At 64.9% G+C, this 22,823-nt stretch carries 26 protein-coding genes; 8 read left to right on the top strand and 18 right to left on the bottom strand.

Features of this window, described 5'->3' with window-relative positions:
• Nucleotides 1–4 precede the first annotated feature (4 nt).
• The 7 genes from ACT6QU_RS07360 to ACT6QU_RS07330 all read right to left on the bottom strand — a co-directional run bounded on the left by ACT6QU_RS07360 (nt 5) and on the right by ACT6QU_RS07330 (nt 8,136).
• A complete protein-coding gene (locus ACT6QU_RS07360) occupies nt 5–2,503 on the bottom strand; it encodes a PAS-domain containing protein (protein ID WP_444563529.1) in 2,499 nt (832 codons plus the stop codon).
• 190 nt (nt 2,504–2,693) lie between these two features.
• Nucleotides 2,694–4,091: an adenosylhomocysteinase gene (ahcY, locus tag ACT6QU_RS07355; RefSeq protein WP_444563528.1), complete on the bottom strand. Its 1,398-nt coding sequence runs from the start codon at nt 4,089–4,091 to the stop codon at nt 2,694–2,696.
• A gap of 144 nt (nt 4,092–4,235) precedes the next feature.
• The gene (locus tag ACT6QU_RS07350) at nt 4,236–4,529 is read right to left on the bottom strand and encodes an HPr family phosphocarrier protein (RefSeq protein WP_444563527.1); all 294 of its coding nucleotides are present in this window, start codon (nt 4,527–4,529) and stop codon (nt 4,236–4,238) included.
• Nucleotides 4,526–4,927 carry a PTS sugar transporter subunit IIA gene (locus ACT6QU_RS07345; protein ID WP_024588182.1) on the bottom strand — a complete coding sequence of 134 codons (402 nt, stop codon included), beginning with the start codon at nt 4,925–4,927 and terminating at the stop codon, nt 4,526–4,528. Before ACT6QU_RS07345 ends, ACT6QU_RS07350 begins: the two co-directional genes overlap by 4 nt.
• A 263-nt stretch (nt 4,928–5,190) precedes the next feature.
• Nucleotides 5,191–5,619, bottom strand: a complete 429-nt coding sequence (locus ACT6QU_RS07340) for an HPr kinase/phosphorylase (protein WP_444563526.1) — start codon at nt 5,617–5,619, stop codon at nt 5,191–5,193.
• Nucleotides 5,620–5,623: 4 nt separating this feature from the next.
• Nucleotides 5,624–7,405, bottom strand: coding sequence for a sensor histidine kinase (locus ACT6QU_RS07335; protein WP_024588184.1), 1,782 nt, complete (start codon nt 7,403–7,405; stop codon nt 5,624–5,626).
• 29 nt (nt 7,406–7,434) lie between these two features.
• Nucleotides 7,435–8,136, bottom strand: coding sequence for a response regulator transcription factor (locus ACT6QU_RS07330; RefSeq protein ID WP_152529658.1), 702 nt, complete (start codon nt 8,134–8,136; stop codon nt 7,435–7,437).
• A gap of 346 nt (nt 8,137–8,482) precedes the next feature.
• Between ACT6QU_RS07330 and ACT6QU_RS07325 the strand changes: the two genes are divergently transcribed.
• From ACT6QU_RS07325 to ACT6QU_RS07310, 4 genes are all read left to right on the top strand, one after another.
• Complete coding sequence (locus ACT6QU_RS07325) at nt 8,483–10,093, top strand: phosphoenolpyruvate carboxykinase (RefSeq protein WP_444563525.1); 1,611 nt, start codon at nt 8,483–8,485, stop codon at nt 10,091–10,093.
• Nucleotides 10,094–10,184: 91 nt separating this feature from the next.
• Nucleotides 10,185–10,853 (top strand): nitroreductase family protein, encoded by a 669-nt coding sequence (locus ACT6QU_RS07320; protein WP_444563524.1) that lies wholly within the window; start codon nt 10,185–10,187, stop codon nt 10,851–10,853.
• Nucleotides 10,850–11,287: an alternative ribosome rescue aminoacyl-tRNA hydrolase ArfB gene (gene arfB, locus ACT6QU_RS07315; RefSeq protein WP_444563523.1), complete on the top strand. Its 438-nt coding sequence runs from the start codon at nt 10,850–10,852 to the stop codon at nt 11,285–11,287. The genes ACT6QU_RS07320 and arfB overlap by 4 nt, the downstream gene beginning before the upstream one ends.
• Nucleotides 11,287–11,907, top strand: a complete 621-nt coding sequence (locus tag ACT6QU_RS07310) for an alpha-ketoglutarate-dependent dioxygenase AlkB family protein (protein WP_444563522.1) — start codon at nt 11,287–11,289, stop codon at nt 11,905–11,907. Before arfB ends, ACT6QU_RS07310 begins: the two co-directional genes overlap by 1 nt.
• Nucleotides 11,908–11,953: 46 nt before the next feature.
• On the opposite strand, the gene coaA is transcribed toward ACT6QU_RS07310, so the two are convergent.
• Genes coaA through hisB form a run of 7 tightly spaced genes read right to left on the bottom strand, consistent with a single transcriptional unit; the run spans nt 11,954 to nt 16,576 of the window.
• Nucleotides 11,954–12,913 carry a type I pantothenate kinase gene (gene coaA / locus ACT6QU_RS07305; protein WP_444563567.1) on the bottom strand — a complete coding sequence of 320 codons (960 nt, stop codon included), beginning with the start codon at nt 12,911–12,913 and terminating at the stop codon, nt 11,954–11,956.
• Between the two features lie 38 nt (nt 12,914–12,951).
• Nucleotides 12,952–13,272, bottom strand: coding sequence for a phosphoribosyl-ATP diphosphatase (locus tag ACT6QU_RS07300; RefSeq protein WP_444563521.1), 321 nt, complete (start codon nt 13,270–13,272; stop codon nt 12,952–12,954).
• A 15-nt stretch (nt 13,273–13,287) separates the two neighbouring features.
• Nucleotides 13,288–14,073: an imidazole glycerol phosphate synthase subunit HisF gene (gene hisF, locus ACT6QU_RS07295; protein ID WP_024588193.1), complete on the bottom strand. Its 786-nt coding sequence runs from the start codon at nt 14,071–14,073 to the stop codon at nt 13,288–13,290.
• Complete coding sequence (gene hisA / locus ACT6QU_RS07290; RefSeq protein WP_444563520.1) at nt 14,070–14,837, bottom strand: 1-(5-phosphoribosyl)-5-[(5-phosphoribosylamino)methylideneamino]imidazole-4-carboxamide isomerase; 768 nt, start codon at nt 14,835–14,837, stop codon at nt 14,070–14,072. The genes hisF and hisA overlap by 4 nt, the downstream gene beginning before the upstream one ends.
• The gene (gene hisH / locus ACT6QU_RS07285; RefSeq protein WP_444563519.1) at nt 14,834–15,484 is read right to left on the bottom strand and encodes an imidazole glycerol phosphate synthase subunit HisH; all 651 of its coding nucleotides are present in this window, start codon (nt 15,482–15,484) and stop codon (nt 14,834–14,836) included. The genes hisA and hisH overlap by 4 nt, the downstream gene beginning before the upstream one ends.
• Complete coding sequence (locus ACT6QU_RS07280) at nt 15,484–15,960, bottom strand: DUF2628 domain-containing protein (RefSeq protein WP_444563518.1); 477 nt, start codon at nt 15,958–15,960, stop codon at nt 15,484–15,486. Before ACT6QU_RS07280 ends, hisH begins: the two co-directional genes overlap by 1 nt.
• Nucleotides 15,961–15,964: 4 nt before the next feature.
• Nucleotides 15,965–16,576, bottom strand: a complete 612-nt coding sequence (hisB, locus tag ACT6QU_RS07275; protein ID WP_444563517.1) for an imidazoleglycerol-phosphate dehydratase HisB — start codon at nt 16,574–16,576, stop codon at nt 15,965–15,967.
• Between the two features lie 141 nt (nt 16,577–16,717).
• Between hisB and hslV the strand changes: the two genes are divergently transcribed.
• The 4 genes from hslV to ACT6QU_RS07255 all read left to right on the top strand — a co-directional run bounded on the left by hslV (nt 16,718) and on the right by ACT6QU_RS07255 (nt 20,149).
• On the top strand, nt 16,718–17,266 hold the full coding sequence (gene hslV / locus ACT6QU_RS07270) for an ATP-dependent protease subunit HslV (RefSeq protein WP_444563516.1): 549 nt from the start codon (nt 16,718–16,720) through the stop codon (nt 17,264–17,266).
• The gene (locus ACT6QU_RS07265; protein ID WP_444563515.1) at nt 17,256–17,771 is read left to right on the top strand and encodes a GNAT family N-acetyltransferase; all 516 of its coding nucleotides are present in this window, start codon (nt 17,256–17,258) and stop codon (nt 17,769–17,771) included. The genes hslV and ACT6QU_RS07265 overlap by 11 nt, the downstream gene beginning before the upstream one ends.
• Nucleotides 17,768–19,066, top strand: coding sequence for an ATP-dependent protease ATPase subunit HslU (gene hslU, locus ACT6QU_RS07260; RefSeq protein WP_444563514.1), 1,299 nt, complete (start codon nt 17,768–17,770; stop codon nt 19,064–19,066). The genes ACT6QU_RS07265 and hslU overlap by 4 nt, the downstream gene beginning before the upstream one ends.
• Before the next feature lie 120 nt (nt 19,067–19,186).
• Nucleotides 19,187–20,149 carry a DUF1402 family protein gene (locus tag ACT6QU_RS07255; RefSeq protein ID WP_444563513.1) on the top strand — a complete coding sequence of 321 codons (963 nt, stop codon included), beginning with the start codon at nt 19,187–19,189 and terminating at the stop codon, nt 20,147–20,149.
• Here ACT6QU_RS07255 and ACT6QU_RS07250 read toward each other — a convergent pair.
• The 4 genes from ACT6QU_RS07250 to ACT6QU_RS07235 are packed head-to-tail and all read right to left on the bottom strand — an operon-like array spanning nt 20,098 to nt 22,811.
• Complete coding sequence (locus tag ACT6QU_RS07250) at nt 20,098–20,502, bottom strand: helix-turn-helix domain-containing protein (RefSeq protein ID WP_444563512.1); 405 nt, start codon at nt 20,500–20,502, stop codon at nt 20,098–20,100. The genes ACT6QU_RS07255 and ACT6QU_RS07250 overlap by 52 nt on opposite strands.
• The gene (locus ACT6QU_RS07245; RefSeq protein ID WP_444563511.1) at nt 20,499–21,050 is read right to left on the bottom strand and encodes a Smr/MutS family protein; all 552 of its coding nucleotides are present in this window, start codon (nt 21,048–21,050) and stop codon (nt 20,499–20,501) included. Before ACT6QU_RS07245 ends, ACT6QU_RS07250 begins: the two co-directional genes overlap by 4 nt.
• Nucleotides 21,047–22,096 carry a murein transglycosylase A gene (gene mltA, locus ACT6QU_RS07240; protein WP_444563510.1) on the bottom strand — a complete coding sequence of 350 codons (1,050 nt, stop codon included), beginning with the start codon at nt 22,094–22,096 and terminating at the stop codon, nt 21,047–21,049. Before mltA ends, ACT6QU_RS07245 begins: the two co-directional genes overlap by 4 nt.
• 16 nt (nt 22,097–22,112) lie before the next feature.
• Complete coding sequence (locus ACT6QU_RS07235; protein ID WP_024588206.1) at nt 22,113–22,811, bottom strand: Tim44/TimA family putative adaptor protein; 699 nt, start codon at nt 22,809–22,811, stop codon at nt 22,113–22,115.
• Between the last annotated feature and the right edge of the window lie 12 nt (nt 22,812–22,823).

Here is a 22,823-nt window from a genome sequence, read left to right as displayed (position 1 = left end):
AGGTTTACTCCGCCGCCGCGCGGCTCTGCGTGGCGATCGCGGGCAGCCGGCAAATGACCGTCGTGCCCTGGTCCCGTCCCGTGCGAATCTCGACCGTTCCCGAATGCAGTTCGACGAAGCTCTTGACGATCGACAGACCCAGCCCGGCGCCGCGCTTGCGCCCGCCATTCGCGTGCGATTCGAAGCGCTGGAAGATCGTCTCCAGAACCTCTTCTGACATGCCCGGTCCATCGTCGCCGACGCGGAACTCCACCAGATCGCCGGGCAATGCCCTGACGTCGAGGCGGACGGTCGAGCCTTCCGGCGCGTAATTGGCGGCGTTGTTGAGAAGATTGTAGAGGATCTGGCGCAGCCGATGGCCGTCCGCATGGAGCGTCGCGGGCGCCTGCGAGAGGTCGACGGCGAGCTTGATGTTGTGCTCGCGCAGACGCTCCACCACCAGGTCGGAGGCCGACTGGACCGCCTCGTCGATGACGATCTCCCCGATATCGAGCTGCATGATGCCCGCATCGACGGTCGCGAGGTCGAGGATGTCGTTGACGATGGTCAGGAGAACGGCCGAGGACGAGCCGATATGGCCGACATATTCGCGCTGCCGTTCGTTGAGCGGCCCCGTCCCGCCCAGCGACAGCAATTCGGTGAAACCGATGATGTTGGTCAGCGGCGAGCGCAATTCATACGAGACGTGCTGGACGAAATCGTTCTTCAGACGGTCCGCGCGCTCCAGCGCCTCGTTGCGATCCTTCAGGGCGCGCTCGACATTCACGCTGTCGGTCACGTCGACGAAGGTCGTCATCACTTGCCCGTTCGGCAGATGGATGACGGCATAGCGCAGCACGGTCCCGTCGCGCATCTCGGCCTGGCCGTGCCGGTCGCGACGCTCCTCGTCGAAGCCGGTCACCACGGAGACGAGATCGCTCCAGGGGCTCTCGATCGCGTTGCCCTCGCAGGCCGCCCGGATCACGGCGATGTGGGTGCCGGTCTTCACGAGGCCTTCGGCGAGGTTCCACAAATGCGAGAAGGCGGGATTGGCAAGGCGGATCTTGCCGTCAGGCCCGAACACGGCGACTCCCTCCGCCAGATTGTCCAGCGTCTCGCCCTGGACCCGCACCGCCGTGTGGTACCGACTTTCCAGATTGAGCTGTTCGGTGAGGTTCTCGAACACCCAGGTCACACCGCCCTTGGGCTGCGGATTGCCGACGACGCGCAAGGTGCGTCCATCAGGCAGGTGCCAGACATGCTCCTGCGGATCGATGGCGCGGTAGGCCGCGAGGATCGTTTCCTTCCAGCGCCGCCATTCGGGCTGCTCCGCCAGCTTGCCATCGCTGCGCAACCGGTCGAGCAGAAGCGTCTGGTCGGGCGCGCTTTCGAGGAAGGCAGGGTCGAGCGCCCACAATTTCTGAAAGGCCTGGTTGAAGAAGAGCAGCTTCTGGTCGGCGTCGAAGATCGCCACCGCTGTCTGGAGCTGGTCGAGCGTATCGGCGTGGCTGATGATCGTGCGCTGATATTCCTCGCGGATCGTCTCGACCTCGGTCTTGTCGAGCGCCAGGCCGGCCGACGCGTCCGGCGCGGCAAAATCGGTCACGGCATACATTTGCCGCTCGCCCCCGACCACGACCGACAGGGTCTGTTCGAAGATCGGGCGCGCCGCCCGATTGCGCGCCATCGCGTCGCGAGCGTTCTCGGAGAGAAGTTCGCGCTCGTCGCGCAGAACGGCCTCGACCGTGCCGCCGTCGACAAGTCGCGCATAGGCCTTATTGACCCATTCGAGTTTGCCGCGTCCGTCACGCAGCCAGAACGGCGCCGGAAGGGCGTCGATCAGAGCCAGGATCGTCTCATGGTCGCGCAGCACGCGCTGATGGTCGAGCTGCAGTTCGGCCAGTTCGCGCTGGCGTCGCGAAAGGGCGCTGAACCGCACCACGCAATGCGACAGGCTCGATCGGCCCTGCGCCTCCATCACCGACCCGGAAATGGTCTCGATGACGAGTTCGAAATTCGTCCCCTTGTCGCGCAACTGGCCGAGCGCGCGTTCCAGCGCCGAGGCCGATTGCGGCGCCAGCCAGCGGCCGAAGGCGAGAAAGGTCGCGCGGTCCTCGGGCGCACCGGCGTCGGGCGGCAGTGTGCCGACAAGTTCGGGACGCGAATTGCGGTCGTCCCAGACGACGACCCGCTGGTCGCGCAGATTGAGGAGCGCATCGGATCGCCGCAGCGCCGTGCCGAGATCGGCGAGGCGGGCCTTGAGCTGCTGGTTTTCGCGGTCGATGCGGCCCCGCTCGCGAATCAGGAGGAAGGCCGAGATGAAGGCCGCCGAGACGACGCCTGCCAGAAGCGAGAACTGTGCGACGTCGTTCACTCTCAGCCCGGTCTGCGCGAACGCGGTTCCGGGCACGATGGCCGTCGTCGCGGCAAGTGCGGCGGCAGCGGCCCGGACGCCGAAACCACGCGCACGCCGGCGCGCGTCGAACCGCCCTGCTTTCGCTTCGCCTCGTCCCAAAGTTCCCACCTCTCAGCCGCCAGTGGGAGTTACACCTTTTCGCCGGCCACCCCTCAGCGTCCGGCTCGTCCCCACGAATCAGGACAATGTATCGTCTCGCCCGGACTGCGTGAAGCTTGCCCCACCTTGAAACGACTTCGGCGGCCGTCAGGTCGCCGAAGAAAATCGAAGGTGTTGCCCGCGTGTCGCGTCGCGCAGGTCAGTAGCGATAATGTTCCGGCTTGAACGGGCCCTTCGGCGTCACGCCGATATAGGCCGCCTGCTCATCCGACAGGACCGAGAGATTCGCGCCGAGCTTGTCGAGGTGAAGGCGTGCGACCTTTTCGTCGAGGTGCTTGGGCAGAACGTAGACCTCGTTCTGGTAGCGCTCGCCCTTCGACCAGAGTTCGATCTGCGCCAGCACCTGGTTGGTGAAGGAGGCGGACATGACGAAGCTGGGATGGCCGGTCGCATTGCCCAAGTTGAGGAGACGGCCCTCGGACAGCAGGATCATCCGCTTCCCGTCCGGGAAGGTGATCATGTCGACCTGCGGCTTCACATTGGTCCATTTCAGGTTGCGCAGGGCAGCGACCTGAATCTCGTTGTCGAAATGGCCGATGTTACCGACGATCGCCATGTCCTTCAAAAGGCGCATGTGGTCGAGCGTGACGACGTCCTTGTTGCCGGTCGTGGTGATGACGATGTCGGCCGTGGGCGCCGCATCTTCCAGCGTCACGACCTCGAACCCATCCATCGCCGCCTGCAGGGCGCAGATCGGATCGACCTCGGTCACCTTGACGCGCGCGCCGGCGCCCTTGAGCGAGGCGGCCGAGCCCTTGCCGACGTCGCCATAGCCGCAGACGACCGCGACCTTGCCGGCCATCATGACGTCCGTGCCGCGGCGGATGCCGTCGACCAGCGATTCCTTGCAGCCATACTTGTTGTCGAATTTCGACTTGGTCACGCTGTCATTGACGTTGATCGCCGGGAACGGCAGCAGGCCGGCCTTCTGGAGTTGGTAGAGCCGGTTGACGCCGGTCGTCGTCTCTTCCGTCACGCCCTTGATCGCGTCGCGCTGGCGGGCAAAGAAGCCCGGCGTCTCGGCAAGGCGCTTCTTGATCTGCGCGAAGAGGATTTCTTCCTCTTCCGAGCCCGGCTTCGACAGCACGTCCTCGCCCGCCTCGGCACGCGCGCCGAGCAGGATGTACATGGTCGCATCGCCGCCATCGTCGAGGATCATGTTGGAGGGCTGGCCGTCCGCCCACTGGAAAATGCGGTCCGTATAGGTCCAGTAATCCTCGAGCGTCTCGCCCTTGATCGCGAAGACCGGCGTACCGCCTGCCGCGATGGCTGCCGCTGCATGATCCTGGGTCGAGAAGATGTTGCACGACGCCCAGCGGACGTCCGCGCCGAGCGCCTTCAGCGTCTCGATCAGCACCGCCGTCTGGATCGTCATGTGCAGCGAGCCAGTGATCCGCGCGCCCTTGAGCGGCTTGTCGGTGCCGAATTCCTCACGGCAGGCCATCAGGCCCGGCATTTCGGTCTCGGCGATCTCGATTTCCTTGCGGCCCCAATCGGCCAGCGAAATATCGGCGACTACGTAATCATTGGCGGCCATGGAAGGCTCCCGATCTGAAATTTGGATGAAGGGTCATCGGCCGCGCGCGGCCATACATGGCGCGCTAACTAGCAGACCCCTGCCAGATCGGCAATGGGATATAAAGACATCGTTATGTCATGAACCGCTCTGCCCGCGCAGATTTCAGATTTCCTCGCCGAAGCGGTTGGCGACGAGTTCCTCGATCGCGCGCATGGCGTCCTCGGCCTGGGGGCCGCTGGCCGAGACGCGAATGCAACAGCCGGGGCTCGCGGCAAGCATCATCAACCCCATGATCGACGTGCCGCCCACGGTCGTCCCGTCCTTCTCGACCTCGATGATCGCGTCGAAGGCGCCGGCGGTCTGAACGAACTTGGCAGAGGCGCGGGCGTGCAAGCCCCGCTGGTTGACGATCGTCAGGTCGCGCACGATGGAAGGGCGGTCGGTGGTCTCGCTCATTTGGCGTTCAGGACCTGGCTTGCGACATTGATGTATTTGCGGCCGGCATTCTGCGCTTCTTCGAGCGCCGTCACCATGTCGTCCGCCTTGCGCACGCTGGTCAGCTTGATCAGCATCGGCAGGTTGACGCCCGCGATGACCTCGACCCTGCCCGGCTCCATGACCGAAATCGCCAGATTGGACGGCGTCCCTCCGAACATGTCGGTCAGGACCACGACGCCGGTTCCGCTATCGGCGCGGCGCACGGCCTCGACGATATCGAGCCGGCGCTGCTCCATGTCGTCCTCGGCCTCGATCGAGACCGTTTCCAGTTGCTCCTGATGGCCGACGACGTGCTGGACCGCCGAGCGGAACTCGTCGGCCAGACGACCATGGGTAACGAGCACGATGCCGATCATGCCGCGCATGCCCGGGTGTCGATGGTTCTGTCTGCACGTTTCCGCCGGCCCCAGCGCGCGGTGCGTGTTTCGGTCAATTGGTGCTCCGTAAGCTTTGCGTCGTGCTGAATGCCGTATCGGCCGACCGGATCTGATTGGTTTCAGTCTTGTGCCGGTCTCTCCCCTTCGACAGGGTCGGTATCCTTGTCACGACTTGGGCGGTTGACAAGGCCGAATCCGCCGCAGCGACGCGGATTTCTTGTCATTTGAGACCTGACTGTGGCCTAAAGTCCCGATTTCGCCCGGTCGAGCGCAGCGGCGACATGTTGCCGCGCCATCGCGCAGGAGCGCCACGGAACCCGCAGATGAGGCACCCCATCGCATTCCGTAGGCTCGGGCATGCGGGTGATGCTGTCGGGATCGACGAGTTCGACGACGAGGTCGATCACGGCACGCGGCTCGAATGGCCGTGCGACAATGCCGATGCCGCGGATTTCGATCTGGCCGGCAATGACCGATGGAGCCCGCCCGATCAATTGCCCTTGCGGGCTGCTTTCGATGAGCACCCGGTCGTCGCTGACCAGCCTCGCGAACCCGTCGGCATGGGCGATCAGGTCGAGTGCCAGGCTCGATTTTCCGCTTCCCGAGGGGCCGATGATCAACACCCCCCTGTCGCCCAGAAGGACGAGCGTGCCGTGCGCATTCCCGTTCACGCGGTCAGTCCTCCGCCGGCAGCCTGACGGTGAAACGCGCGCCGCGAAGGTCGCCCGGCTTGCCGCCGGGGATGTTCTCGGCCGTGATCGTCCCGCCATGCGCCTCGATGATCTGGCGGCTGATCGACAGGCCGAGGCCGGAATTCTGGCCGAAGGCCTCGCTGGAGGGCCGGTCCGTATAGAAGCGTTCGAAAATGCGGTCGATGTTCTCGATGCGGATGCCTGGCCCGTTGTCCTCGACCGTGATCAGCACCCAGCGCTGCGTGCGCGCCAGCGTGACCGAGACGCGTCCGCCATCCTCGGGCACGAAGGAGCGGGCATTTTCGACCAGGTTGGTGATGACCTGGCCGAGCCGCAAATCGTGCCCGTTGACGAGGAAGCCCTTGCCCTGATGCGGCGCCTTTTCGACCTTGAAGTCGACCGCGATCACCTTGGCATGGGCGCGGCTCTGCTCCGAGAGAAGCCGCGTCAGGTCGCGGGCGAGCTTTTCCACATCGACACGTTCGGCGTCCTCGCGCGCAAGCTCCGCATCGAGCCGCGAGGCGTCGGAAATGTCGGTGATCAGCCGGTCGAGGCGGCGGACGTCGTGCTGGATGACCTCCATCAGCCGCGCCCGCGACTGGTCGTTCCTGGCAAGCGGCAGCGTCTCGACCGCGCTGCGCAGCGAGGTGAGCGGGTTCTTGAGTTCGTGGCTCACATCGGCGGCGAAGCTTTCGATCGCCTCGATGCGCGCATAAAGCGCGTTGGTCATGTCGCGCAGGGCGACCGACAAATTGCCGATCTCGTCCTGGCGGTCGGAGAAGTCGGGAATTTCCTCGCGGTTCTTGCCGCCGCGGCGCACGCGGACCGCTGCCGCCGAAAGCCGGCGCAGCGGGTTGGCGATAGTCGAGGCGAGCAGCATCGAGAGAATCGCGGTGACGAGCGCCGCGACACCGAAGAGGCGCAGGATCGCTCGCCGTTCGGCCGCGACGATGCGGTCGATGTCGCCGCCCTGGGTCGACAGCATCAGCACGCCATGAACTGCACGAAACCGCTGGATCGGCACCGCGACTGAAACGATCTGCTCGCCCTGCTCGGACAGACGGACGAGGTAGCCCGAAGTGCCGTTGGCCGCGGCGACCACTTCGGGGAAGGCCGTCCCCGTTCCGCCGGGCTGTTCGCGATAGATCGGCAGGTCCGTTCGGCGGAAGAACTCGGCGAAGATCACCCGCACGCGGTCGAAGAAGCCCGGCTCGGCGGGCACCACCGGGGGCAGGTCGTAGCGCAGGATCTGGCCGCGCGAATAAAGATGACGCGAATCCAGCAGAAGGTTCATGTCGCGGTCGAAGATGCGCGCGCGGGTGTGAGTCGGCGAGATCAGCCGCCGCAGGACGGGCGCGACCTTTTCCGGATTGATCGGAAACTCGAGGCTGTCGAGCGCGCGCTGGTCCGGCGGCAGGCTTTCGCCGGCCTGAAGCTCCAGCAGCCGTTCGGGGTCGATGGTGATCGTATCGGTCTCGACGGTCGCGGATGCAGCGATCGCTCCGGCGATGATCTCGCTTTGCGTCATCAGGCTTTCGACGCGTGCGTCGATCAGCCCGTCGCGAAACTGGTTCATGTAGAGGATGCCGACAACCAGCACGCCGAGCGCGGCGAGGTTCAGGAACAGGATGCGCTTGGTCAGGCTCGAGAACATGTACTGACCAAGCAGGCGCCGCACGGCACGCCAGGATCGCGTCCAGCGCACCACGCTCGGCCTGGCTGCCCTCGGCAGCGTCCTGACGGGTCGATCCGTATCAGCCGCCATTCAACATCCGGTACTCCGGTCCCTGCGGCTCAGGCCTCGCGGAAGCGGTAGCCGACGCCATAGAGCGTTTCGATCATGTCGAAACTGTCGTCCACCGACTTGAACTTCTTGCGCAGCCGCTTGATGTGGCTGTCGATGGTGCGGTCGTCGACATAGACCTGCTCGTCATAGGCCGAATCCATCAGCGCGTCACGGCTTTTGACCACGCCGGGCCGCTGCGCCAGCGAATGCAGGATCAGGAATTCGGTCACCGTCAGCGTCACCGGCTCGCCCTTCCAGGTGCAGGTGTGGCGCTCCTGGTCCATGACGAGCTGGCCGCGCTCCAGCGAGCGGGCCTGCTGGGTGGTCGGCTTGGCGCCCGGCTCGCGGGCACTCGCCCGGCGCAGGACGGCGCGGACACGCTCGACCAGAAGACGCTGCGAGAACGGCTTCCGGATGAAGTCGTCGGCGCCCATCTTCAGGCCGAAGAGTTCGTCGATCTCGTCGTCCTTCGACGTCAGGAAGATCACCGGGAGATCGGTCTTCTGGCGCAGCCGGCGCAGGAGCTCCATTCCGTCCATGCGCGGCATCTTGATATCGAGGATCGCGAGATTCGGCGGACGGGCGCCGAGGCCCTCGAGCGCGGACGCACCATCGGTGTAGGTCTCGACACGATAGCCCTCGGATTCGAGCGCGATCGAGACCGACGTGAGAATGTTGCGGTCGTCATCGACAAGCGCGATCGTTGCCATCTCAAGCGGCTCCTTCATAGGCGGCTGTCCCTTGCTCTCAAAAGAAACGCGGGCCGTCTCTTGCGGGACAAATCTGGTACAAAATGTGGCACAGATTTCATGCCGTGTCACAGCCGCAGATCGGACTGTGCCCGCGGCCAGCTGCACGGCATATGGCGACGCCGCGCTTCGATTAAAGAAGATATAACCGATTAAACGTTAGAGCTGAAGTTTTAAATCGATTAATGATTTGATATCGCTAGGTTTTTCTGTTTCTGGACCATTCAGCCCTGCTTGAAGTTGCCGTTTTCGGCGGCGACCATGCAGGGCCTCGCTTTATGTCGGTGCGGTTTTCTTGGTGGAGCAGATGACGGAAATCGGTAAGCGCAATCCCGCCTGCGGGATCGATGCCAGCGGTCTGAAAGACCTCGGCAAGGTCCATTACAATCTCGGCGCCGCCGAGCTTTACGAGGAATCGCTGCGGCGCGGCGAGGCGGAACTGACCGCCCACGGCGCGCTCGTCGCCCGCACTGGCCAGCACACCGGCCGTTCGCCCAAGGACAAGTTCATCGTCGCCGACGAGATGACGAATTCGCGCATCTGGTGGGACAACAACAAGAAGATGTCACGCGAGGCGTTCGACCGCCTCCATGCCGACTTCCTCGAGCACGCCAAAGGCAAGGACCTTTTCGTTCAGGACCTGATCGGCGGCGCGGACGCGTCGCACAGCCTGCCGACGCGCGTCGTCACCGAATATGCCTGGCACTCGCTCTTCATCCGCAACCTTCTGATCCGCCCGGAGGCAGCCGACCTTGCCGGCTTCGTGCCGAAACTGACGATCATCGACCTGCCCTCCTTCCGCGCCGATCCCGAGCGCCACGGATCGCGCACCGAGACCGTGATCGCGGTCGATTTCTCGCGCATGATCGTTCTCATCGGCGGCACCTCCTATGCGGGCGAGATGAAGAAGTCGGTCTTCACCGCGCTCAACTATCTCCTGCCGGAAAAGTCCGTCATGCCGATGCACTGCTCTGCCAATGTCGGGCGCGACGGCGATTCGGCCGTCTTCTTCGGTCTCTCGGGCACCGGCAAGACCACGCTTTCGGCCGACCCGACCCGCACGCTCATCGGCGACGACGAGCATGGCTGGGGCGAGGACGGCATCTTCAACTTCGAAGGCGGCTGCTACGCCAAGACGATCAAGCTGTCGGCCGAGGCCGAGCCGGAAATCTTCGCGACGACGCGCCGCTTCGGCACCGTTCTCGAAAACGTCATCCTCGACGAGGAGCGCGTGCCCGATTTCGACGACGGCTCGCTGACCGAGAACACGCGCTGCGCCTACCCGCTCGATTTCATCCCGAATGCGAGCGAAACCGGCGTCGCACCACATCCGAAGAACATCATCATGCTGACGGCCGACGCGTTCGGCGTCATGCCGCCCATCGCCAGGCTGACGCCGGCGCAGGCCATGTACCACTTCCTCTCCGGCTACACCGCCAAGGTCGCCGGCACGGAAAAGGGCGTCACCGAGCCGGAAGCGACCTTCTCGACCTGCTTCGGCGCCCCGTTCATGCCGCGCCATCCGTCGGAATACGGCAACCTCTTGAAAGACCTGATCGCCCGCCACGACGTCGATTGCTGGCTGGTCAACACCGGCTGGACCGGCGGCGCCCATGGCGTCGGCCGGCGCATGCCGATCAAGGCGACCCGCGCGCTGCTCGCCGCCGCGCTCGACGGTTCGCTGCGCGACGGCGAATTCCGCACCGATGCGAATTTCGGCTTTTCGGTTCCCGTTGCGGTCGACGGCGTCGATTCCTCGATCCTCGACCCGCGGTCCACCTGGGCCGACAAGGCGGCCTATGACCGCCAGGCCGAAAAGCTCGCGAGCATGTTCACCGACAACTTCACCAAGTTCGAGGAGCATGTCGACGCGACCGTCAGGGACGCCGCGCCGCGCTACCAGGAAGCGGCCGAATAGCCATTCGGCATCCAGCAGAAGGCCCGGCATCGACCGGGCCTTTTCTTTTGGCCGGTGCCGGTGCAAATCTCCTATGCCAGGGAGGAGTTTCATGAAGCACACGCCGCACAGACCGCTCGAGTTCACCCAGCGCGACGAAGCCGAGATGATGGCCCGTGCGCAGGATTTCAGGGCACTGATGAAAGCGCGCCGCACCGTGCGCGACTTCTCCGCGCGACCGGTTCCGCGCGAATTGATCGAGACCTGCATCATGACCGCCGGCGGCGCGCCGTCCGGCGCCAACCAGCAGCCCTGGACCTTCGTGTGCATCGGCGATCCGGCCGCGAAGACGGCGATCCGCGCGGCGGCGGAAAAGGAAGAACGCGAGTTCTATTCCGGCCGCGCCTCCGAGGAATGGCTGGATGCGCTCGCCCCGATCGGCACCGACGCAAACAAGCCCTTCCTCGAAACCGCGCCATGGCTGATCGCGATCTTCGCGCAGCGCTACGGCGTCACCGCCGAGGGCAAGCGCGTGAAGCACTATTACGTGCCCGAATCGGTCGGCATCGCCACTGGCTTCCTCATCGCCGCACTCCACAATGCCGGACTGGCGACGCTCACCCACACGCCCTCGCCGATGGGCTTCCTCAACGAGATCTGCGGCCGGCCCGAGCACGAAAAGGCGCTGATCCTGCTCGTCGCCGGCTATCCGGCAGACGGCGCGCTCGTGCCCGACATCACCAAGAAGCCGGCCAACGACATCATCGTCTGGAAGACATGACCGCACGCGACGGCCTTTCCATTGCGCCGAACATCGAGATCGCCGAAAGCGAGCTCGACGAGCAGTTCATCCGATCCTCCGGGCCCGGCGGCCAGAACGTCAACAAGGTCGCGACCGCCGTCCAGCTTCGCTTCGATGCCGCCAATTCGCCCGCCCTTTCCGAACGCGTGCGCGAGCGCACCATCAAGCTCGCCGGCCAGCGCGCCACCAAGGACGGCGTCATCGTCATCGAGGCTGGCCGCTTCCGCACGCAGGAGCAGAACCGCGACGACGCCCGCGAGCGCCTGGCCGAACTGATCGCAAAGGCCGCCGAACCGCCACCCAAGCCGCGCAGGAAAACGAAGCCGACGAAAGGCTCGGTTGAGCGCCGCCTGAAGGCCAAGTCAGGCCGCTCGACCATCAAAAAGAACCGCGGCAAGGTCGGCTTCGACTGATGGCAGGTTTCGTCCTTCCGACCGGCTTCCGGCACCTCCCGGGCTATTTCGATCGCAACGCACAGGAAGCGCTCGTCGCCGAAATCCGTGCCGTCGTCGCGGCCGCGCCACTCTACGTCCCGCGCATGCCCCGCACTGGCAAGGAGATGAGCGTTCGGATGACGAATTGCGGCGATCTCGGCTGGGTCACCGACAAGGAACGCGGCTACCGCTACCAACCGACGCACCCCGAGACCGGCACGACGTGGCCGCCGATCCCGTCCTTGCTTCTGGAACTCTGGACAAACGAGGCCCGCGTCGACAAGGCGCCCCAGGCATGCCTCGTCAACTTCTACGACGCATCGGCGAAAATGGGCCTACACCAGGACAAGGATGAGGAGGAATTTGGCGCGCCGGTCGTTTCCGTCTCGCTCGGCGACGAGTGCCTGTTTCGCATCGGCGGCACGCAGCGCTCCGATCCGACCCGTTCGCTGCGCCTATCCTCCGGCGACGTCGTGATCCTTGGCGGCGAGAGTCGTCTCGCTTTCCACGGCGTCGACCGCATCTATCCCGGCACCTCGACGCTCCTGAAGAATGGCGGGCGGATCAATCTGACGCTACGGCGGGTGACGGGACGCTGACGCCTTCCCTTCTCCCACAAGGGGAGAAGGGCGCACGGCGCGGCCGTCACAACCGGCGCAGCGCCACTTCCTCGACCAGATGGTCGCCGCCCTTGCGCAGGATCAGATCCGCCCGCGGGCGCGTCGGCAAGATGTTCTCGGTCAGGTTCTTCAAATTGATGTTGGTCCAGAGACCTTCCGCGATCGCCAGCGCGGCGGTTTCGGAAAGCTGCGAATACTTATGGAAGAACGCGTCGGGGTTGCGGAAGGCCGTCTCGCGCAGGCGCATGAAGCGTTCGACGTACCATTGCCGGATCTGGCTTTCCTCGGCATCGACATAGATCGAGAAATCGAAGAAGTCCGAGACGAACGGCACCACCTTGCCGTCCTTCGGCAGGTCGCGCGTCTGGAGGACGTTGATGCCCTCGAAAATCAGGATGTCCGGCTGGTCGATGGTGACGAACTCGCCGGGCAGCACGTCATAGGTGAAGTGCGAATAGAGCGGCGCGCGCATGTTGCGGGCGCCGGACTTGATGCCAGAGAGAAAGCGCAACAGCGCGCCGACGTCGTAGCTTTCGGGAAAGCCTTTGCGCTCCATCAGGTTCTGGCGACGCAGCTCGGCATTGGGCTGCAGGAAGCCGTCGGTCGTCACCAGGTCGACCTTCGGGCTCGACGGCCAGCGCTGCAAGAGCTCCTTCAGGACGCGCGCCGTCGTCGACTTGCCGACCGCGACCGAACCCGCGATGCCGATGATGAAAGGCGTCTTTGTCGCCGCTTCGGACCGGAAGAATATCTGCCGCTGGCGAAAGAGAAGCTGGCTCGCCTCGACATGGGCCGACAGGAGCCGCGACATCGACAGATAGATGCGCCGCGTTTCCTCGAGGTCGATCGGATCGCCCATCGAGCGCAGGCGACGGATTTCGTCCTCCGAAAGCGTCAGCGGCGTGTCGGCGCGAAATCCGGCCCATTCCTCGGCAGAGAAGCGGCGATAGGGCGAATAGAACTGGTCCGGCGTGAGCTGGTCCATGCCGCCCGCCTTTTCCTTGCGTGGTCGCTTGCGCGCGCTCATTGCGGTCGCGACGCCTTCTCGGCAAGGCCCGACTGGCCGGTGCGCCGCTCCAGCTCGGCCATCACATCGGCAAGCGGGATGTCGGCGAGCGCCAGCACCACGGTCAGATGATAGAGCAGGTCGGCGGTTTCGGAAACGAGTTCGCCGCGGTCGCCCTTGACGGCGGCGATCACGGCCTCGACTGCTTCCTCGCCCATCTTCTTGGCGGCCCGCTCCGGCCCCTTGGCGAACAGCTTCGCCGTCCAGGAATCGTCAGCGCCCGAACGTCCACGCTCGGAAACGATGCGCTCGAGATCGGCGAGCGTGAAATCCGCCATGCTACCCTCCGAAGCTCACGCAGCAGGATCGAGCCGCATGGGCAATCCAGCTTGTGCCATATGCGCCTTGGCCTGCGCAATCGTATAGGTACCAAAGTGGAAGATGGAGGCGGCGAGCACCGCCGTCGCATGCCCGTCGCGCACGCCCTCGACCAGATGGTCGAGATTGCCCACGCCGCCGGATGCGATCACCGGCGCGCGCACCGCGTCCGCGATGGTGCGGGTGAGCGCCAAGTCGTAGCCGATCTTGGTGCCGTCGCGGTCCATCGAGGTCAAAAGCAGTTCGCCCGCGCCGAGATCGACCATCTTCCGCGCAAATTCGACCGCGTCGATGCCGGTCTTCTCACGCCCGCCATGGGTGAAAATCTCCCAGCGATCCGCCTCGCCTGCGCCCGAAACCTTCTTGGCGTCGATCGCGACGACGATGCACTGATTGCCGAACTTGTCGGCGGCTTCGGCGACGAAGTCCGGGTTCTTCACGGCGGCGGTGTTGATCGAAACCTTGTCGGCGCCGGCAAGCAGCAGCTTGCGGATGTCAGCCACCTGTCGAACCCCGCCGCCCACCGTCAGCGGCATGAAGCACTGCTCGGCCGTGCGCGCCACGATGTCGAAGATCGTCTCGCGATTGTCGGACGAAGCCGTGATGTCGAGGAAGCAGAGCTCATCGGCGCCTGCCGCATCATACGCCTTTGCCGCTTCGACCGGGTCCCCGGCGTCGATCAAATCGACGAAGTTGACGCCCTTGACGACACGGCCGTCCTTGACGTCGAGGCATGGAATGACGCGGGCCTTGAGGGTCACGAGCGTGGCTCCTCGAAGTAGGCGGGAGGAACGGCCTTCTCGCCCTTCAGGATGGCCAGCGCCTCCGCGGGATCGATCCGACCATCATACAGCGCACGGCCCGAAATCGCGCCTTCCAGCTTCTGCGCATCTGGCATCGTCATCCGCACGATGTCGGCCAGCGAGGCGAGCCCGCCCGAGGCGATCACCGGGATCGAGACGGCATCGGCAAGCGCGATGGTCGATTCCCAGTTGATACCGGTCAGCACGCCGTCGCGGTCGATATCGGTGTAGATGATCGCCGAAACGCCGGCGCCCTCGAATTTTTGCGCCAGCTCCACGACGCCTAGGGTCGAGGCTTCCGCCCAGCCCTCGACCGCGACCTTGCCGCCCTTGGCATCGATGCCGACGGCGATCTTTCCGGGAAAGAGCCGGCAGGCTTCCTTCACTAGTTCGGGGTCACGCACCGCGATGGTCCCGAGAATGACGCGAGCAAGCCCCTTCTCCAGCCAGCTCTCGACCTGCGCCAGCGTACGGATGCCGCCGCCAAGCTGCACCGGATTGTTGGTCGCCTTCAAAATCGATTCGACCGACGCACCATTGACCGAGTGCCCCTCGAACGCGCCGTTCAAATCGACGACATGCAGCCATTCGAACCCCTGATCCTCGAACGCCTTCGCCTGCGCGGCCGGATCGGCATTGTACACCGTCGCCGAATCCATTTCGCCCAGCTTCAGCCGCACGCACTGGCCGTCCTTCAGGTCGATTGCGGGAAAGAGGATCATGGCTTCCACCTCAGGAAATTTGCGATCAAAGCGAGGCCCAGCGCCTGGCTTTTTTCGGGATGGAACTGCGTGCCGGCGATGTTGTCGCGGCCGACGACGGCGGTCACCGGGCCGCCATAGTCGGTCGTCGCCAGCACCTGCGCCGGGTCGGTTGCGGCAAGCTGGTAGGAGTGAACGAAATAGGCGTGCAGGCCGCGCTCGCCGGTCGGGATGCCGGCAAAGAGCGGATGTTCCTGTTTCACGTGAATCGTGTTCCAGCCGATCTGCGGGATTTTCAGCGCGGGGTCGACCGGCTCCATTTCCTTCACGTCGCCGGGAATCCAGCCAAGGCCTTGCGTGATCGTCTTCTCCAAACCGCGCGTCGAAAGAAGCTGCATGCCGACGCAGATGCCGAGAAACGGCCGCCCCCTGGCGATGACCGCCTCCGTCAGCGCCTCGACCATGCCCGGCACGGCGTCGAGCCCACGCCGGCAATCGGCATAGGCGCCGACACCCGGCAGCACGATGCGGTCCGCGCTCGCCACCCGCGCGGCATCGTCCGTCAGCTCGATCTGCGCATTCGTGCCGCCCTCGCGCCCGGCGCGCTCGAAGGCCTTGGTCGCCGAGCGCAGATTGCCCGACCCGTAATCGATGATAGCGACCCGCATCATTTGGCTCCGGGATAGCCGAACAGGCCGAGCGCCGGGCCGCTGTGGCGCGCGGCAGGCGCGGTGCGCGACCACGGCGCCATCACGCGCGGCGGCGTCTCGGTTGCCACGATTACCTCACGGTCGGCCAGATAGCGGATTTCCGCATCCGCTGCGCTTCGCGCCTCGACAACGCCCCATTCGTTCCAGTCGGATCGCTTCAGCGAGGCGATGCGCAGCGCCGCACCTTCCAGCCCGACATAGACGCCGACGAGCAGCGACAGCCAGCCCGTCGCCCCGCCAAGACCCGCATAGGCTCCGGCGACCGACAGCGCGATCGCAGCAGCGAGCGCAAGCGCCGCCTCGCGCCACATGCGATGAAACGCGAACCAGACGAACGGGATCAGGAGGCCGAAGACGTGAAACCCGTCGCGGACCAGGACGGCCTTTTCGGCCGGGTCACGCACCGGCGGCTCCATCACGACGAAGCTTGCCATAGTGTCAGCCTTTCAGCGTGCCCTTGGTCGACGGGATCATGCCCGCCTGCCGTGCATCCGGCTCCACCGCCATGCGCAGCGCGCGCGCCACCGTCTTGAAGCAGGTCTCGGCGATATGGTGGTTGTTGGCGCCGTAATGGTTGAGGACGTGCAGCGTGATCCCGGCATTCTGCGCCAGTGCCTGGAAGAATTCGCGCACCAGTTCGGTGTCGAACGTGCCGATCTTCGGCGCCGAGAACGCGACGTTCCAGACGAGGAACGGCCGACCGGAAACGTCGATCGCCGCCTTGGTCAGCGTCTCGTCCATCGCGAGATCGATCGAGCCGTAGCGCGCGATGCCGCGCCGCTCGCCGAGCGCTTTGGCAATCGCCTGCCCGATCGCGATGCCGGTGTCCTCGACCGTGTGGTGGTCGTCGATGTGGAGGTCGCCCTTGGCCTCGATCGTCATGTCCATCAGCGAATGGCGCGACAACTGGTCGAGCATATGGTCGAAGAAGCCCACGCCGGTCGAAATCTGCGACCGGCCCGTGCCGTCGAGATCGACCGTGACGGTGATCTCGGTTTCCTTCGTCTTGCGCTCGATCGTCGCGCTGCGCGCGCTCTTGCCGTCGGCCATGGTGGCGTCCCTGCCCTCATCAGATAAGCGCTTGCCTCATACCAGCCTCGGTGCGCCGATTGCAAACGCTTACCGGCAGCATACATAACGAGCCGAGTGGCGGGCGCCATCGGGTCCGCCGGAGACAGTATCGGAGCAGATATGTCCAACGAGACTTCCATGCACGCCACGACCATCGTCACCGTGCGCAAGGGCAACAAGGTGGTGATCGCCGGCGACGGGCAGGTCAGCCTTGGCCAGACCATCATGAAGGGCAATGCCCGCAAGGTGCGCCGCATCGGCAAGGGCAACGTCATTTCCGGCTTCGCCGGCGCCACCGCCGACGCGTTCACCCTTCTCGAACGGCTGGAGGCCAAGCTCGAGCAATATCCCGACCAGTTGACCCGCGCCTGCGTCGAGCTTGCCAAGGACTGGCGCACCGACCGTTACCTGCGCCGCCTCGAGGCTATGATGCTCGTTGCCGACAAGTCGGTCACGCTGGCACTCACCGGCAATGGCGACGTGCTGGAGCCCGAGCAGGGCATCATGGCGATCGGCTCCGGCGGCAATTATGCCCTCGCCGCGGCCCGCGCCCTGGCCGACACCGACCTCGATGCCGAAGAAATTGCCCGCCGCGCCATGAAGATCGCCGGCGAGATCTGCGTCTACACGAATTCCAACGTCGTCATGGAAGTGCTGGATGCCGAATAGGCCGCGCTACGCTTTCCGCTCGGTCGAGCCGGACGACCTGCCGACGCTGCGCGCCTGGCTCGACCAGCCGCATGTGCGCGAATGGTGGGGCGATCCGGAAAAGGGCATCGCGGAGATCGAGGCGGCGATGGACGACATCTCGACCGAACCGCTGATCGTCGAACTCAACGGCAAGCCGGTCGCCTATCTCCAGTCCTACGATCCGCATCTGGAGGACGACCATCCCTATGCCGATCAGCCGATGGGCACGCTCGGCCTCGACATCTCGATCGGCGCGGCCGATCTCGTCGGCAAGGGCCATGGCAGCACGATCATTGCGCAATTCGCCGAGGAACTCTTCGCAGAAGGCGCGCCGCGCCTCGTCATCGACCCGCACCCAGACAATGCCCGCGCGATCCGCGCCTACGAGAAGGCGGGCTTTCGCCACATCGACACGCGAAACTCACTTTATGGTCCGGCCCATCTGATGGCGCTGGACGCACCGCAGGACACCGAAAACTCATGAGCACATTCTCCCCCCGCGAGATCGTTTCCGAACTCGACCGCTACATCATCGGCCAGAAGGACGCCAAGCGCGCCGTCGCCATCGCACTGCGCAACCGCTGGCGCCGCCAGCAGCTCGAAGGCCAGATGCGCGAAGAGGTGATGCCGAAGAACATCCTGATGATCGGGCCCACCGGCGTCGGCAAGACCGAAATCTCGCGCCGCCTCGCCAAGCTCGCCGGCGCGCCCTTCATCAAGGTCGAGGCGACCAAGTTTACCGAGGTCGGCTATGTCGGCCGTGACGTCGAGCAGATCATCCGCGATCTCGTCGAGACCGCCATCGGCCTGACGCGCGAAAAGATGCGCGAGGACGTCAAGGCGCGCGCGCATCTCAACGCCGAGGAACGCGTCCTTGAAGCCCTCGTCGGCAAGACGGCGAGCCCCGCGACGCGCGATTCCTTCCGCAAGAAGCTGCGTTCGGGCGAACTCGACGACAAGGAAATCGAGGTCGAGGTCGCCGATGCCGGAACGCCGATGGGCGGTTTCGAAATCCCCGGAATGCCGGGCGCGCAGATGCTCAACATCAACGACATGCTGCAAAAGGCGATGGGCGGGCAGAAGACCAAGACGCGCAAGACGACCGTCAAGGAATCCTACGGCCACCTGATCAACGACGAATCCGACAAGCTCCTCGACAATGACGAGGTCATCGCCCGCGCGCTCGACGTCACCCAGAACGACGGCATCGTCTTCCTCGACGAGATCGACAAGGTCGCTGGCAGCGACAGCCGCACCGGGCCGTCCCGCGAGGGCGTCCAGCGCGACCTCCTGCCGCTCGTCGAAGGCACCACCGTCGCGACCAAATACGGGCCGGTGAAGACGGACCACATCCTCTTTATCGCATCCGGCGCGTTCCATGTCGCCAAGCCGTCAGACCTCCTGCCGGAGCTTCAGGGCCGCCTGCCGATCCGCGTCGAACTGCGCGCGCTCGAAAAGGACGATTTCCGCCGCATCCTGACGGAAACCGAGGCGAGCCTCATCAAGCAGTACATAGCCCTGATGGACACGGAGGGCGTCACCCTCGACTTCACGGATGATGCGATCGACGAACTCGCCGGCATCGCGGTCGACCTGAATTCGACGGTCGAGAATATCGGTGCACGCCGCCTGCAGACGGTGATGGAGCGGGTTCTGGACGAGATTTCTTACAATGCGCCCGACCAGTCAGGCACGGCGGTGACGATCGACGCCGAATATGTGCGCAAATATGTCGGCGATCTCGCCAAGAACACAGATTTGTCCCGTTTCATCTTGTAGGCGCTTCGGCAACACCTCGCGATGAAGTGAAACGGCAAGGTCCGGCGGGCGCAATCTGCGCTCGACGGGCCGATAGCCGCTCACTATGTTCGCGGCGCTTTGGCCGAGGCCCCGAATCTCATGAAAGCATTTGCCGGACTTCTCGTTTCGCTGTCGCTCGCGCTTGGCGTTGGCGAAGCGCATGCCGTGACGAAGGTCCCGCCCGGCAATCGCAATGCCGAGCAGCCTGCCGTTCCGGGCGGCTCCGCCAGTCGCACCCGGGCGCTGTCGACCACCTATGAAGCGAAATACCAGCGCGTGCTGCGGCTCTTCCAGCAGGACGAATCGCTGCGGGCGAAGATTCGCCAGGTGTCCGCGCGCTACGGCATCGATCCCGTTCACATGGCGGGCGCCATCATCGGCGAGCACACCTACAATGTCGACGCCTACGACCGGCTGCAGACCTATTACGTCAAGGCGGTCTCCTACCTGTCGACCAGCTTCCAGTTCGCCCATGGCGGAGAAAACATCGCCACATTCGTCGGGCGGCCCGAATTTGCCGAATGCAATGCCGTCGCCGCCGACAGCTACGATCTTTGGTCCTGCCGCGAGATGGTCTGGGAGCGCGACTTCCGCGGCCGGTCCGTCGAGGGCAACTCCTACCCGGACAATCGCTTCGGCGCGGTCTTCTTCCAGCCCTTCTATGCCGGCCAGACCTTCGGCATCGGCCAGCTCAATCCGCTCACGGCCCTGCAGATGAGCGATCTCGTCCATCAGGTCTCGGGCCTGCCGAAGCTCGACGCCTCGGACCCGCAGGCGGTCTACCGCACCATCATGGACCCGGACCTGACGCTCGCCTATGTCGCGGCGACACTGAAGACGTCGATCGACGCCTACAGGCGGCTCGCCGGCTTCGACATATCGGGCAATCCGGGGATTACGGCGACGCTCTACAATGTCGGGAACCCCGAGCAGCGCGCCTATCGGCTCAAGCGCGACAATGCCCAACGTGCCGCCCGCGGCGAAGCTCCGCGCCTGCCCGAAGAAAACTATTATGGCTGGCTGGTCAACGACCGGCTGGAAGATCTCGAAGCGCTCTTCTGATCGATTTCGTCGAGCAGTGCGACGATCTGCTCGATATCGTCGGGCGACAGCATCGAAATCTGTGCCGCCAGCCTGTTGGCAAGCAAGGTCGCCTCGGGCGACAGCCCGGCGGTAGCGACCGTGACGCGCGGGTCGGAGCGCCGGGCGAGGTCCTCGAGCGCTTCCGCCTCGTCCCAGATCACGTTGAAGAAGCCGATGATCTTCTGCACCATCGCCCAGTTCGGCACGCCGCGCCTTCCATGCTCCAGCGCCGAGAGATAGGCCGGGCTGACGCCGATCGCCGCCGCCATCTCCTTTTGCGCGATGCCGCGCTCGGTGCGCATCGCACGCACCTTCTTGCCGAAGGGCGTCATGTCGCGTCCCCGGGCCGCCGGCGCAGGCGCACATACATCGCACCCTGCCCGCCATGGTGGCGCGCCGCATCCTCATGCGCGGAAACGAGGCCGCGAAAGGCCGGCGTCGCGAACCATTGCGGCACCTGCCGGCGCAGCACGCCGTCGCTGCCCATGGACGAGCCCTTTCCCGTCACCACCAGAACATGCCGCCGCCCCTGCGCATAGGCATTGTGCAGGAAGGCGAGCAGGACGCCATGGGCCTCGCCCAAAGTCATGCCGTGGAGGTCGACCTTGCCCTCGATCGCGAGCCGCCCCTTGGCGAGCTTCTTCTTCGTCGGCCGGTCGATCACCGGCCGCTGCGACGGTTCGCGGCGCAGGATTTCCGCTTGGTGCTTCGCCTCGGCGATCACCGGCGGCAGGGCCGGCGATGCCTTCTCCTCGGAAGCGGCGAGCGCATCCTCCATTTCGTCCGGAAAGCTCTTGCCGGGCATCGGCGCGACGGAGCGCGCGACCTTCGACCAGAGCTGACGGTCCTCCCGACTCAACCCCTTGGCACGGCGCGTCATTCCCGCGGCTCCGGCACCAGCATGATGAAGTTCGCTGCGTGCTTGATGACGCCGGCGACCTCCCCCGCCGCGTCGCCCGAACCGCAGAAAATATCGCCCCGCGCCGGACCGACGATCGCCGAACCGGTATCCTGCGCGATCATCAGCCGCGCGAAATCCATCTCGGGCGCCTCGACGAAGAAGGGCGTCGCGAATGTATGCAGCCTGCGATCAACGGCGAGCGACCGCCCCGCCGTCAGCGGCACCTTCGCGGCCGCGATCGGGCCGAGCGCCGGGTCGGGGACGGGGGCATCCTTGAAGAAAATGTACGAGCGATTTTGCCACAAAATCTCGTCAATTCGGCCCGGATTGGCAGCAAACCAGGCTCGAATCGACTGCATCGTGACGTCTTTCAGCGGAATTTCGCCGAGATCTGCGAGGATTTTGCCTGGTCCGGAGAAGGAATGGCCGGATTTCGCGGCGTAAGTGACCCGCCTTTCGCTGCCGTCCGTCATCACCAACCGCGCCGCGCCCTGGACGTGGATGAAGAACAGGTCGACCTTGTCCGCGAGCCACGCGATCTCCAGCCCGCGCCCGTCAAGCGCACCGCGCTCGATCTCGCCGCGATCGAAGAACGGCACGATGCCACCGGCCGTCTGCCTGCCGAAGGCGATGCCGGCGTCCCAGCCCACCGGGCGATTTTCATCATCGATATCGACGAGTTCCGCCGGCCGCGACAGGATCGGATAGCGAAATCGTTCCGTCCGCGCCGGGCTCGCCTCGACCACCGGCTCGTAGAACCCGGTCACGAAACCCTCGGCGACGATGCGCGCCGGGCGGAAATGCCGTTCGAAGAACCCTCGGGCGTCGTCGACACCGTCGCGCGCGGCCGCGAAGGCGGTCCCAAGATCATCGGCGGAAATGCCGAACGCGCCGGTCTTGTAGGGCTTTTCGAGATGGCGGAACGCCGAGCGGCGAAATGCGTCGAAGGCGGCGCGATGGTCGTCGCGCCGCCAATCGGCAATGTCGTCGAATTTCAGGAAATCGAGGGCAGCCGGCGTGTCCATGCCAGCAGACCCGGTCCTATTCTTCCGCTTCGGTCGCGACCAGCTTCCAGTTCGGATCTCGCGAGCGCGTGTCGCGGGCGAAGGTCCAGACGTCCTTGACCTCGACCACCGTCTCCGGATCGCCGTCGATCACCTCGCCCGAGGCGTTGCGCGTGGCCGAAATGAGTTCGCTGACGATGCGCAGCGTGATGTGCGCCTCGGAGCCCTTCTGCTCGGCGGCGACGATATCGGCCTTGTCGATGCCGACAAAGGACGACTGCACCTTCTCGTTGCGCGTCTCGCGGTCGGAGATCGCCTGCACGAAGCCGTCATGGACCTCGCGCGACAGAAGATTCTTCAATGTCCTGCGGTCGCCGTCCGCATAGGCCATGACGATCATTTCGTAGGCCATCTTGGCACCGTCGACGAACTGCTTGGGATCGAAGCTCGGATCGGCCTGGCGAATGGCGCGCAGGCCGTTGTTGACGGGCGTGCCTTCCGGCGCGATGGCGTCGATCGCCGCGAAATCAGGCGCGGGCGGCGCGTCGCCCATGCGCCGGCGCGGCAGCGAGACGACGTTTTCGGGCGCCGCCTGCTTGTCGGCGTCGGGGCGCGTATAGGGATCTTGCGGCGGACGCTCGTTGCCTGTCCGTCGGCCGAGCACGCTGCGCAACTGGTAAAAGATCACCGCGGCGGCGACGAGGAAGAAGATGGTTCCGAAATCGAAAAATTCCATATCGTCCGCCAA

The organism is Aliihoeflea sp. (genome assembly GCF_052435475.1).
Classification (GTDB): domain Bacteria; phylum Pseudomonadota; class Alphaproteobacteria; order Rhizobiales; family Rhizobiaceae; genus Aliihoeflea.
Note: the sequence above shows the minus strand (reverse complement) of the source record. Positions and strands in the feature narration are given on the sequence as shown.